Source organism: Holophagales bacterium, from assembly GCA_016719485.1.
Taxonomy (GTDB): Bacteria; Acidobacteriota; Thermoanaerobaculia; order UBA5066; family UBA5066; genus UBA5066.
The window spans coordinates 441,139-453,942 of the sequence record JADJZB010000002.1 but is presented as its reverse complement, the minus strand read 5'-3'; the positions used below and the strand labels follow the sequence as shown (position 1 = coordinate 453,942).

Annotated in this window: 5 protein-coding genes; all 5 read right to left on the bottom strand. The window is 71.7% G+C overall.

What is annotated here, in order from left to right; translation table 11 throughout:
• Positions 1–18 precede the first annotated feature (18 nt).
• Positions 19–2,307 carry a TonB-dependent receptor gene (locus IPN03_02045; GenBank protein MBK9372537.1) on the bottom strand — a complete coding sequence of 763 codons (2,289 nt, stop codon included), beginning with the start codon at positions 2,305–2,307 and terminating at the stop codon, positions 19–21.
• An 87-nt stretch (positions 2,308–2,394) separates the two neighbouring features.
• Positions 2,395–2,802: a hypothetical protein gene (locus IPN03_02040; protein MBK9372536.1), complete on the bottom strand. Its 408-nt coding sequence runs from the start codon at positions 2,800–2,802 to the stop codon at positions 2,395–2,397.
• A 114-nt stretch (positions 2,803–2,916) separates the two neighbouring features.
• On the bottom strand, positions 2,917–11,160 hold the full coding sequence (locus IPN03_02035; protein MBK9372535.1) for a DUF3131 domain-containing protein: 8,244 nt from the start codon (positions 11,158–11,160) through the stop codon (positions 2,917–2,919).
• A gap of 6 nt (positions 11,161–11,166) precedes the next feature.
• Positions 11,167–12,555 carry a hypothetical protein gene (locus IPN03_02030; GenBank protein MBK9372534.1) on the bottom strand — a complete coding sequence of 463 codons (1,389 nt, stop codon included), beginning with the start codon at positions 12,553–12,555 and terminating at the stop codon, positions 11,167–11,169.
• Positions 12,556–12,613: 58 nt separating this feature from the next.
• A complete protein-coding gene (locus IPN03_02025) occupies positions 12,614–12,760 on the bottom strand; it encodes a lmo0937 family membrane protein (protein MBK9372533.1) in 147 nt (48 codons plus the stop codon).
• Positions 12,761–12,804 lie beyond the last annotated feature (44 nt).

Genomic DNA, 12,804 nt, shown 5'->3' with positions numbered 1-12,804 from the left:
TCCCGGCTCCGGAGGGGATCAGTAGCGGTACGAGAGGTTGACGAAGACGTTCCGCCCGGGCTCGGGGATCTTCACGCCCGACCGGAACGGGTCCCGCTGATAGGAGAGGTGCTCGGAGTAGAGACGCCCGAAGAGGTTCTCGACGCCGACGTTCAGTCCGACGTCGCCGAAGGCGATACCGGCCCGCAGGGTCGCGATCCCCCAGCCCGGGGTCGTGGATTCGAGAAGATCCGTGTCGACGTGCGTCTGCGCCGCGGCGAAGACGCCTTCTGCCTCTCCCCAGAAGCGGCCGTTGTCCCAGCGCAGGGAAGCCCGGCCGGTCACGGGCGGCATCTCGGCGACGTACTCCGAAAGGATCCCGAGCTCGGGGCGCGGGTCCTGGGTCCCTCTGACGTACGACACCGCCCCCGAGAAGAAGAGGGTGCCCGTCAGCGTCACTGCGGCGGTCGCCTCGCCGCCCGCGAGGCGGGCGTCGACGTTCTCGTACGTCCGGGCCTTCGGGTTCATGACGCCCGGGACCACGTTCACCCTGGCGACGTCGGCGAGGATGATGGTGTCGGCGACTTCGTTGACGAACGCGCTGGCCGAGACGTAGACGCGCCCGGCCCGGAACGACGCCGACAGGTCGAGCGCGGTGTTGCGCGACGGGGCGAGATCGGGGTTGCCGACCCAGTCCGTCCCCATCCGCTTCAGGGAGAACCAGCGCTCCTGCGGCTCGGGAATCCGCGCCGCCGTCCCCGCACCGAGCGAGACCTCGAGCCCCTCCGCGGCCTGCCAGCGGGCGCGCAGGCTCCCGCCGGCGAGCGCGTCGTCCTGCTCCGTCGCGCGCGTGCCGTGGTAAGCCCAGGTCAGGTCGGTGGAGGCCTTCTCGCCGTCGACGGAGGCCGAGGCGTGGTCCCACCGAAGCCCGGCGTCGAGGATGACCGTCCCGCCGAGGCGGAACGACCGCTCTGCGAAGAGGCCGAAGACGTCGGTCGTGGCACCGGGAAGCGACGCCTGCGGTTTGTACTGCATGCCGGCGAGATACGTCGTCGTGTCCCAGTACCGCCGGTACGCTTCGACGCCCGCCGTCACGCCCCAGGCGGTCGCTTCGAGCCGGCCTCCGAGCGTCCGCGAGAAGGCGTCCGTTCCCATCGACCATCCGCGCGCCGCGGGCGCCCCGGTGGTCCGGTACTCGTCGGTCATCCAGTGGTCGACCTGTGCGTAGTAGGTGGAGAGCTTCGCCGCCGTCACGACGGCGGAGGGCGTGGCCTCCCACGTCAGGCCGAAGCGGTCCGAGTCGTCGTACACGGCGTCCATCTGCAGATACGGGTAGTAGGTGTGCGACGTGTCCTGCCGCGTGTAGGAGAACGTGACCGCGTGGTCCTTGGCCGGGACGAACCCGACGCGGGTCCAGGCGGTTCCCGCCCGGAACGCTTCGCCGTCCACGGCGTCGGCGCGGTAGTTCGTCAGCTCGGTGAAACGGCGGCCGTCGCCGTCCGAGAACGCCGTGGAGCGCCGATAGGAGTATCCGGCGAGGGCAGAAAACGCCTCGCCGGCCCACGAGGCCGAAACCGAGGGGTTGGCGTAGCCCCAGGATCCGGCGGCGCCGTTCGCGGTGGCGTGGAAGCCCGGCTCGGGTCTCCTCGTGACGATGCTCACGACGCCGCCCAGGCTCCCCTGGTTCCTCACGTCGAAAGGTCCCTTCGCCACCTCGACGCGGTCGACCTGGGCGAAGTCGACGTGGAAGGAGGGCGGGTCCATGTGGTTCGGGCAGGCGCCGTAGATCCGCTCGCCGTCGACGAGGACGTTCAGGTCGCGGCTCTGGTACCCGCGTACGACGACGTCGCTGGCGATGCCCCCCTTCCGGAGCTTCCAGACGCCCGGGAGCTGGACGAGCGCGTCGCCGACGTCGCGCGCGGAGCTCTCGCGGATCTCCGCGGCCTCGACGGCGTCGCGGGGCGACGGGCTGACGACCGTGACGCTTTCCCTGATCCCCGCGACACGCAGCGTCACGGCGAGGTCGCGGCGGTCGCCGGGAGCGAGCCTGACGTTCGCGACCGTTCGGGTCTCGAAGCCCGGCAGCTCGATCCGCAGCTGGAACGTCCCCGCGGGGAGTCCGCGCACGAGGAAGAGGCCCCGTTCGCCGGAAGCGATGACCGCAGCGGGCCGTGAGTCGGGCCCCTCGGGGAGTACGGTGACGCGGGCGCCGGGCAGCCCGCTGCCGTCGGTGGCGAGGATCGAGCCCGAGAGCGTCGCGGGGACCGGGTCCGCCGCGAGGCCCTTCGCCGCAAGCAGGGCGAGAAGGACGCAGGTCTTCAGCTTCATGGGTGCTCCATCGGGGTGCATCGAACGAACTCCGTGCGACCGTGCCGCGCGGAGCGCCGGGCGGGGCCGGGGGCGAGCCCCGGGCCGTCAGCGGGGGACGATGGAGGTTCGGGGAGGAGGGATCGCGGGGGCGGGGCCCCTGACCCCGACCGTGGCAGGGACGATGCAGGAGATCGGCGCGCCGGTTTCCCCGGCGACGGGTGAGGATTCGGCGAGGAGGGCCCCGTCGAACGCGTTCGGCGGTACGGGGACCGCCGTCCTGTCCGGGGCCTCGTCGCGGCAGCCCGACCACGAGGGGCTGGAGGAGGGCTCCGTGTCCATCTCGCCGTGACAGAGCCCGGCCTCGCAGCAGGCCATTTTCACGGGGCAGTGGCAGCCGTGCTTCTCGGCGGAGGGGGTGGCGATCCTCGCCAGGGCCGCGAGAGGGAGGAGCAGCGTCGCCGCGAGAACGGCCACGAGTGCCCCGGCGCATCGCCGCGACCTGCTCTTCCGCATGACAGGCTCGTTCTAGGCCCGGTCGGCCCGCTCGAGTATGACGCCGGTCATGCGCGGAGCGCTATTCGTCGGAAACCGGGATCGCGAGGGTCCGCCCTGCCCGGCCGCGCCTCCCTACGCCGCCGTCCCCGTCCCGAGGACGATCCTCACGCGATGGGTCCCGCCGTCGTCGAGGAGCGGAATCGCCCTCGGATCCTCGGGCCGCCCATCCATCTCGGCGCTGTCCACGCCGCGCGTGCGCCCCTCGGGGTTCTCCACCGTGATCGAGTAGCGCGTCGCGCCGACCCGCCACTCGATCGAGAACGAGGGCCAGGACGACGGGATGCACGGGTTCACGGAGAAGGAGGTGCCGGACCGGTCCAGGCCGAGGATCCCCTCGATCGCGACGCGGTACGCCCAGCCGGCCGATCCGGTGTACCAGGTCCAGCCTCCCCGGCCGCTGTGGGCCGGGTGGTCGTAGACGTCGCCCGCGACCGCGTACGGCTCCGTCATGTAGCGCTGGACCTCCTGGGGGGTCCGCGAGTGGTTGACGGGGTTGAGCATGTGAAAGAGCTCCACGGCCTCGTCCCCGCTGCCCAGGCGCGCGAGGGCCAGGACGACCCAGAGGGCCGCGTGCGTGTACTGGCCGCCGTTCTCCCGGACACCCGGGGTGTAGCCCTTGATGTAGCCCGGGTCCTGCGTCGTCCGGTCGAACGGGGGAGTGAGGAGGAGGACGACCCGCGATCCGCGCCTCACGAGATGCGTGCGCACGGCGTCCATCGCCCGCTCGGCACGCTTGCCCTGAGCGGCCCCGGAGAGGACCGCCCAGCTCTGGGCGACGGAATCGATCCGCCCCTCCTCGTTCTGGGCGGAGCCGAGCGGAGTGCCGTCGTCGAAGTACGCCCGCCGGTACCACTCCCCGTCCCATGCCTGCTCGAGCATCGCGCCGAGCCGCTCGCGCTCGGCCCGGTAGCGCCGGGCGCGTCCGGGATCGCCCCGCTCCTGGCAGAGCGGCGCGAACGCGCCCAGGACGGCGTGCAGGAACCAGCCGACGAAGACGCTCTCGCCGGACCCCTCGGGGCCGACGCGGTTGTACCCGTCGTTCCAGTCGCAGCTTCCGATGAGCGGCAGGCCGTGAGGCCCGGCCGTGAGGCCGCGCTCGATGGCCCGCACGCAGTGCTCGAAGAGAGGGGCGGTCTCGGGGGAGACTTCGGGGAGACCGTACTCCTCGACCTCCCTGGGCTCACCGGGCCCTCCGGTCGGAAGGGTGGGCGCCGTGAGAAACGGAATCCCCTCCTCGAGGACCGCGCTGTCGCCCGATGTCTCGAGGTAGCGCGACACGGCCCAGGGGAGCCACAGCAGGTCGTCGGAACAGCGCGTCCGGATGCCGTGGCCGCTCGTGGCGTTCCACCAGTGCTGCACGTCCCCTTCGACGAACTGGCGAGCCGCGGCCCGGAGGATGTGCTCCCGCGTGAGGTCGGGACGCGTGAAGGTCAGGGCCATCACGTCCTGGAGCTGGTCCCGGAAGCCGTACGCGCCGCTCGACTGGAAGTAGCCCGATCGGGCCCAGAGCCGGCTCGCGACGTTCTGGTAGAGGAGCCAGCGATTGACGAGGAGGTCGAAGGAGTCATCCGGGGTCGAGACGCGGACGGCGTCGAGCGTTTCGTCCCAGAACGCGTCCACGGACGCGAGCTCCGCGTCCGCGGCGGCGAGTCCGTCCGGCCCGGCGAAGAGCGCCAGCAGCTCCTGGACCTCCTCGAGGTCTCTGCCCTGGCCGAGGAAGAAGAGGACCCGCCGGGTCTCGCCGGGCGCGAGGTCGACCGTCGTCTGCAGCGCAGCGCACGGGTCGAGCCCGGCGCCGAAGCAGCCGCCCAGGGTCTGGCCCGAGAGCCCCGCCGCGCGGCCCAGCTGGCCGTTGCGTCCCAGGAACTCCTGGCGGTCCGCCGTCGCCGAGACGACCGGGTCGCTGCTGCCGGCGAAGGCGACGTGCCCTCGATAGGGCTCGTTGAAGGGGTTGCGCGCCAGCACGGCGCCGGTGGACGGGTCCTGCTCGGTCACGACGTAGGCCGGGCGGCCGGGCCTCGGCGGCCCGAGCGACCACTCGGCGTACGAGAAGAGGCTGAGGCGCCGCGGGCGACGGGACCGGTTCGTCAGGGAAAGGAGCGAGAGCTTCACGGGAGCGGCCCGGGCGACGAAGACGGTGAGCTCCTGCGACACGGCGTGCGCCACGGTGCTCCATCGGGTCACGCCCGCCCCGTGGCGCACCACCCAGCGCGACGCGCTCGCCGATCGCGGCAGCGGTGAAGGCGTCGCGCCCCGAAGGTCACCACTCTCCTCGTCGCGGAGGAAGATCGCCTCGCCGGTCGGGTCGGTGACCGGGTCGTTCGCGAACGGGGTCAGGCGGTTCTCGCGGCTGCTCTCGCACCACGTGTGGGCGGCACCCGAGGTCGTCACGATGCTCCCGAAGCGCGGGTTCGCGAGGACGTTGACCCAGGGGAGAGGCGTCTCCCTGTCGCCTTCGAGGACGACGGCGTACTCGCGGTCTCCTTCCGTGAAGCCGCCGAGCCCGTTGTCCATCGTGAGGATGGGCAGAGCCACGGGCTCGTCCGGAGTTCCCTCCTCCGGGAGCGCGCCGGTCGGAACGAACGGCTGAAGGACCCGGCTCTCGGGCTCCGGCCGGTCGAGCTGGCTGAGGAGGCTGCCGCGGTCGCCTGCGAGAACCGCCTGGGCCACGGCCTGGAGGAGGATGGTCTCCGCCTCCGGCATGGCGTCGGCGCGCAGGAGGAAGACCCCGCCCGGAGTCCCTCTCCACGCGCTCCAGGGACCGGAGGCGACGAGCTGGACGAGCTGCTCGTGCAGCTCGTCGCGGTAGCTGGTGAGCCGCTCGTTCAGGATCACGGCGTCGGCCTTCAGCCCCTTGAGGCGCCAGAGCTCGTGCGCCTTCAGGACCTGCCGCACGAGGGCGAGGTCCTCCGGGGCGCTGACCCTGACGAGGACGATCGGGAGGTCGCCCGAGATGCCGTGTCCCCAGAGTCCGGGCTGCCCGAGGGAGTTCCTGGAGAGGGTCCGGGCGTCGGCGCGCAGCGAGGCGTCCGAGAAGAAGACGCGCGATCCGAGCCGTTCGTAGAGCTGGGCCTCCTCGGCGGAGATGCCGAGGTGCCCGAGCGAGATCCGGGCATTCGTGTAGGCCAGTGCGTACGTCCGCGCGGCGAAGCCGAAGTCGTGGAACTTCTGGGCGAGCCCGAGGGCCGTTGGCCGGTCCGAAGCGACGCCCGTCGTGAAGGAGAGGCGGACGAAGCCGCCGGGCGCGAGGCGGACGCGGGTCCTGAGGCTCAGGACCGGGTCCAGGACGGCCCCCGTGGTTCCCGAAAGGGCACGGCCGTCGAGGGCAACGGGGTTCTCCGGGCCGCGTCCGCGGCCGAGGAAGCGCATCCGGTCCGTCTCCCACTCCACCTGCCCCTGCGCCCGCCCGTCCATGGCCAGGACGTGGAAGGCGAAGAACTCCGGGTCGCCCGCGCTGCGCGGCCGGCGCCGGGCGACGAGCGCCGTGCTCTCGGGAACCCACTCGGTCTCGATGAAGAGCTTCCCGAAGGCCGGGTGGGCCACGTCCTCGGCGAGAGAGCCGAGAGCGATCTCGACGTAGCTCGTCAGCTCGAGCTCGCGGGGGCGGTCGCTGCGGTTCGTCAGCGAGACGCGCCGCACCTCGACATCCTCCTCCGGGGAGACGGCCACCTCGAGGCGGGTCTCGATCTCGTGGTCGCTCCGTTCGAGGATCGCCTTCTCGGCGAGGAACTCCACGAGGAAGGTCCCGGCGTCCCTCCCGATCGGCTGGTGCCCGGCGGACCAGACCTCGCCGGTGTGGACGTCGCGAAGGTAGACGAACTGGCTCCCCGGGTCCCGCGTCCGGTCCTCCCGCCACCGGGTCACCGCACGGCCGCGGCAGAGGCTCGCGCCGCCGCCCGCGTTCGTCACGATGGCGATGTAGCTGCCGTTCGAGAGGATCTGGGCGCGTGGGTAGGGCGTGTGGGGCGAGTGGATCCGGCGGGGCGTGCGCGGTGGCGCGGCCGGCGCCACGTGCGTCTCCTCGGCGGGACGGGGATCGGTGACGGGGGCCTCCCGCGGGATCCGTTCCTGCAGGAGGAGCTCGGTCGCCTTGACGCGGGGGTCCGCGTGGAAGCGGCCGACCATGAGGTCCCCGCCCAGGACATTGGCGAGCGCGACGAGCGTCATCCCCTGGTGGTGCGCCAGGTAGTTCGTCACGACGACGCCGGCAACGGGCCCGGCCGTGAGCCTCTCGCCGGCCACGGCGTCGGCGTCGGTGGGCCTCGAGGGCGTGTAGTCGACGGCGTCGTAGTACCCGAGGGAGCCTTCCACGCCCTGGGCCGTCAGGCGCCGGAAGTTCCGCGCAGCCTCGCCCGGGTCGACGAGCGCGGCGAGCGCCGTGGCGTAGGGAGCGACGACCAGCTCGTCGGCGAGGCCGCGCTTGAGCCCGAGGCCCGGGACGCCGAAGGCCTTGTACTGGTAGTTGCCGAGCCGGTCGACGAGGTTGTAGGCCGATTCGGAGATTCCCCACGGGACCCGCCGCTCGCCGCCGTACGCGACCTGCCGGAGAACGGCCCTCTGGCACGTCTGATCGAGGAGCGTTCCGGGATACGTCCGCATCAGGAGGAGCGGCATCAGGTACTCGAACATCGTGCCGCTCCACGAGACGAGCGTCGGGACGCCGCCGACGCTCACGACGGGCCTGCCGAGCCGGAACCAGTGGCTCTGGGGGACGTCGCCCTTGGCGATGGCGAAGAAGCTCGCGAGGCGCGATTCCGAGGCGAGGAGGTCGTAGAACGAGGGGTCCCGTCGGCCGGGCCCGCCGGCGTCGGCGAGCCGGTAGCCGATCGAGAAGAGCTGGCGCTCGCGGTCGAAGAGGAACCCGAAGCTCATCCGGTCCGCCAGGGCGTCGGCGCGCTGCGACAGCTCGGAGAGCCGGCGAGCGAGAGCGGGCAGCGCGATCGCGAGCTCACGGCAGCCCTCGGCGAGCGTGAGGAGAGCCCCGGCGAGGTTGCCGCTGTCCACCGTGGAGACGTAGCGGGGGAGGAGGGGCGAGAGGTTTCGCGTGTCGTACCAGTTGAGGAGGTGTCCCTCGTGGCTCTCGAGCGCCTCGACGGTCGTCAGCGTCCGGTCCGTCCTGTCGACCATCTCTTCGGCCGTCAGCAGTCCGAGGTCGTGTGCGGCGAGCGTCGAAAGGAGCCCCATCCCGACGTTCGTCGGCGAGGTCCGGTGCGCGACGGTCGCGCCCGCGCCCGGGTCCGCACCCTCCTGGACGTTGTCCGGCGGGAGGCCGTGGTCGTCGGGTCCGGCGAGCGTCTCGAAGTACCTCCACGTCTTGCGCGCGATCCCGGCGAGGAGCGCGCGGTCCTCCGGCGTCAGCTCGCGCCGGGCGGGCGCGGTGGGCCTGCTCAGCCAGAACGCGATCCCGGGCGCCGCTCCCCAGAGGGCGGCGAACGGCAAGGCCAGCCCGAGGGCGTGCGGCCTGACGGCGGCGGTGAGGACGACGAGGGCGACCGCCGCGACGGGGCTCGCGGCCATCTCGAGGTAGAACGTGCGGACGCCGGACTTCAGCTGGCCCGCGGCGCGCCTTTCCTGGGACGCCGCCGTCTCCCAGTCGAGGAGGCGACGTTGCGTGACGGCGAGCCTCACGAGCGTCCGGCCGATCGCATCCAGCATCTCCCACGCGTGGTAGGGGAGGAAGACGAGGGTCAGGAGCGCCTGGGCCACCGCCGTGCTGAGCTCCTCGAAGACTCCCCGGACGTACATGTGCACGGGCGCTTCGGACCGGGATCGCTCGAGCAGGCGGGAGAAGGACGTCACGAGCGGAAAGGCGGCGACCGCGAGGCCGGCGAGGGTCCACGCGAGCGGGCTCCCGGGCAGGAACGTCCAGGCCGCCCCGAAGAAGACGAGGAGCAGGGGCGCCACGAGGCTGCGCCTCAGGTTGTCGAGGATCTTCCACTGGCTGATGAGCGGGAGGCGGTTCTTCGCGAACCCGTCCGCCGTCTTCACGACAGGAAGGAGCCAGGCGAGGATCTGCCAGTCCCCGCGCACCCAGCGGTGCTGGCGGCGGGCGTGGGCGAGGACGCTGGCCGGGTAGTCGTCCACGACCTCGACGTCCGAGACGAGCGCGGTCCGCGCGTGGAGACCCTCGAACAGGTCGTGGGAGAGGAGGGCGTTCTCGGGCACGCGGCCGTCCACGGTGGCGCGGAAGGCATCCACGTCGTACAGGCCCTTCCCGGTGAAGATCCCCTCGCCGAAGAGGTCCTGGTACGTGTCCGATACGGCCGTCGAGTACGGGTCGACGCCGGTGTGTCCGGCGTAGACCCGGGCGAACAGGGAGCCGGCCGCGCTCGAGTGGGTGACGCTGACGCGCGGCTGGAGGATGCCGTAACCCTCGGTCACCCTCTTCTCGACCGGGTCCACCACCGGCCGGTTGAGCGGGTGGAAGAGGATCCCGATCAGGCTCCTCGCCGCTCCTCTCGGCAGTCGCGAATCGGTGTCCAGCGTGAGGACGAACCGGATCGACGGGAGGATCGAGACGTCTCCGACCTTCACGCGAAAGGCGGGATCGTCCGGGTGGCGCAGGAGCCGGTTGAACTCCTCGAGCTTCCCGCGCTTTCTCTCCCAGCCCATGTAGACGCCTTCCTGCGGGTTCCAGAGGCGATCCCGGTGAAAGAGAAAGAAGCGGTCCATCGTCTCCGGCGCGTAGCGGCGGTTGAGCGCCGTGATCCCTTCGACGGCGGCGGCGAGGATCTCCTCGTCCCCGCTCGCGGTCGCCGTCGGCGCGTCCCGGAAGTCGCTCAGGATGGCGAAGTGGACGTTGGACTCGAGGTTCCCGAGGGCCTGCACCTCGAGGTGCTCGAGGAGCCGCTCGACGCCCGCGACACTCCCGAGCAGGGTCGGCACGGCCACCATCGTGCGTGCGCCCGGGGGAACTCCCTCCACGAGCTCCAGCCGGGGGAGCCGCTTCGGGGGAACGAGCGCGGCCACGAGGCGCTGAACGACGAGGACGGCCAGCTCGCTCGCCGGGACCAGGGCCAGGAGCGCCGCGGGGAGGGCCAGTGCGGGACTGCCGGACGCCTCCGCGTAGGTGTATGCGCCGAGGGCGCCGAGCCCGGTCACGAGACCGATGGCGCCGAGATAGAGCCCGGTCGCGCGCGCGAAAAGGGCCCGCTGCACACGCCGGAGGAGGGTCGGGCGGTGGGCCACGTCGATCTCGAGCCCGCGGCGGCCGCGTCCGATCAGGTGGTAGCCGACGTGGGCGGTCCGGTCCGAGATCCCCTTCTTCTCCGCCGCCTGCCGGGCGCTTTCCACGGCGCGCAGGGCCACGCGCACCTGCGCGCCGCCGGAAGGCTCGGCGAGCTCTTCGACGGCGTGCCGGTACCGGTCGCGGCTCTGGAAGTCCATACGGGCGTAGACGGCAACCGGGTCGCGCATGAGGATCTGCTCGACGAGGCTGACCTTCTCCACGAATCGGCTCCAGTCGAGCGTCGCGCAGAGCCTCAGGCTCGTGACGGTGTTGCCCGTGGAAACCTGGTCCGTGGACTGCTGCTGGTTCTCGGCGCGGACCAGGTCCTCGGGCGTGGTCCCGCGGGCCTCCAGAGCCTTCTCCACTCTCGCGGCGAGAGACGAGGCCCGGGGGTCGCGCTCGCGCATCCGGTGCCTGAGCTGGGCGACGAAGGCGCTGTGCAGAGGCTCCGGAAGCGCCTCGTGCGCGTGTCCGGCCGAGAGGGCCGAGAGCGCGGCGTCCGCCTGCCGCCGCGCGTCCTGGCCAGCGAGGATCCCTTCCGTCAGGACTCTCAGGTTCTCGAGGAGCGCCAGCTTCAGCATGCTCGGCCACGCCCAGAGCTCTCCGATCGTGAGAGGCGCCACGGTCTGGAAGGCGTGGACGAAACGTCCGAGGCGCTCGGGGTCGAGACGACCGTCGCCGTGCCGAATCAGCTCCAGCGCCATCGCGTGGATGCGGGCCTTGCCGGAGAAGTCGCGCGCGGCGAGCTTGGGGAGCTTCCGGTAATACCGCACCGGAAGGTCGTGGCGGACGGCGTGCGCCTCCGACTCGACGAGGTGGAAGTTGTCGAGGAACCACTCGGCGGCCGGAGGGACGGCAACCCCCCGGTGGACGTCGTCGGCCAGCATCCTGTAGGACTCGCGGAGGAAACGGAGGTTCGCGTCCAGGCGGGGCAGGACGTCGTACCCGCCCCTCGAGCTCTCCCGCGCCAGCGTGAAGACGCCGGCGAGGGACTTCGCGCGCTCTTCGAGGCTCTCGAGGCTCAGCAGCTCTCCGCGCAGCGGCTGCGACTCCCCCCGGGGCCGGCGATGAAAGAGGAAGCGCCTCATGCGGTTTCAGCCTCCGCTCGGGACGGTGAAATCGATCGAGAACCCGCCCTTCGTGGCGCGGAACTTCCCGTGCTCCCGGCCGGGGCTGGAGCGGTAGTCACCCGCCAGCGAGAAGTCGCCCGCGGAGAGCTCCAGTGACGTCAGGGCGAGGCGTGACGGTCCGGCCGCCACGTGGCCGGACACCACGAGGTTCTCCAGGTCGAGGACCTTCGCGATCCACCTGGGCAGGCCGGAGGGCATCAACGCGACGATCGGCCGGGCGTCGAGGAGGCTGCCGGCGAGGCCGGCGTCGAGCGAGCCGTCCCCGAGGCGAAGGCGCGCCTTCGGAGCGGAGAACGTCGCGGACCAGGGACGGCCCGGCGCGCCCTTGACCGTTACGTCGGAGAAGGCGACCTTCGTCCCGGCGAGAGACGCTTCGCCCCGCGGGAAGTCGACCCTCGGGACGAGGAGGTCGAGCCTGGCCGTTGCCTTGAACGTCCGATTGGGGGTCCGGAGCGTGGCGTCGCGCGCCGTGGCCGAGACGCGAATCCCGCCCGCACCGTGCTTCAGCGCGACCCGCGCGAGAATCCATCCCCTGCCTCCCGACACGTCGGCGCCGCCAGAGTCCGGCGAAAGGAACTCGAGGCCGGCGAGGTCGGCCCGCAGGTCCGAGCCACCGGACAGGATCTTCCAGACCTCGTTCCCCGGATGGGTCTCGGAGTCGAACCGCGGCAGCTCGCACCAGACCTCTCCACGCGTCCGGTTCGCCACCTGCGCATCGCCACGCCGCAGCGCACCCGAGTCGACGCCCAGGCGGGCGGGACCGACCCGCGCTTCCCGGCCCGGCAGCAGCTCGAAGGATCCCGCGACTCTTCCGTTGCCGTTCCACTTCCACGAATCGATCCAGATCTCCTCGACTCTCGCGACCGCCAGGTCGTCGATGACGAGCCGCCACGGCACAGGCCCGGTCGCCGGCACGGAGGGCGACGCCGGCACGAGGGGCGGATCGGCGAATCCTTCGATGCGCGGGTACCGCGCGAGGCGCACGGCCGTGGCCTCCTGGCGCGTCAGCCGCTCGCGCAGCCGGAACCGGAGCGTGCCGGCCCGCAGGCGCGTCGTGTGAAACCGGCGCTTCACGAGGTCTGCGAGCGACACGCGCAGCCTCACGTCCCCGAGAGCGGCTTCGAACTCGACGTTTTGGTCTCTGCTGCGCAGAGCGATCGATTCGAACGCGAGGTGTCCCGGCAGCCAGGAGGACGCCCCTCGATAGTCGACGGTGAGCGCGTCCGGATCCGCATTGATCAGTCTCCGGAGGAGGCTGGTCCTGAGGAGGACGTTCGTCGCGAGGACGGGCAGGAGCGGCAAGGCAAGGAGACCGGCCACCGCCCACCCGGCAGCCCGCAGGCCGCGTCTCATAGCCCAAAGCGCCGAATCTCGTGACGGGCGGCTCGTGGAAGCCGCCCGTCCGGCGTCCTCAGAGGACCCGTCGGCCCTGGATGACGCGGATGAGCACCACGATGATGGCGACGACCAGCAGGATGTGGATGAGACCGCCCACGGTGTAGGACGAGACCATCCCCAGAGCCCAGAGAACGAGGAGAATGACGGCGATTGTCCACATGGAATGTCCTTCTCTCCGTCAGCCGATGAAGTCGTGAGGCAGGG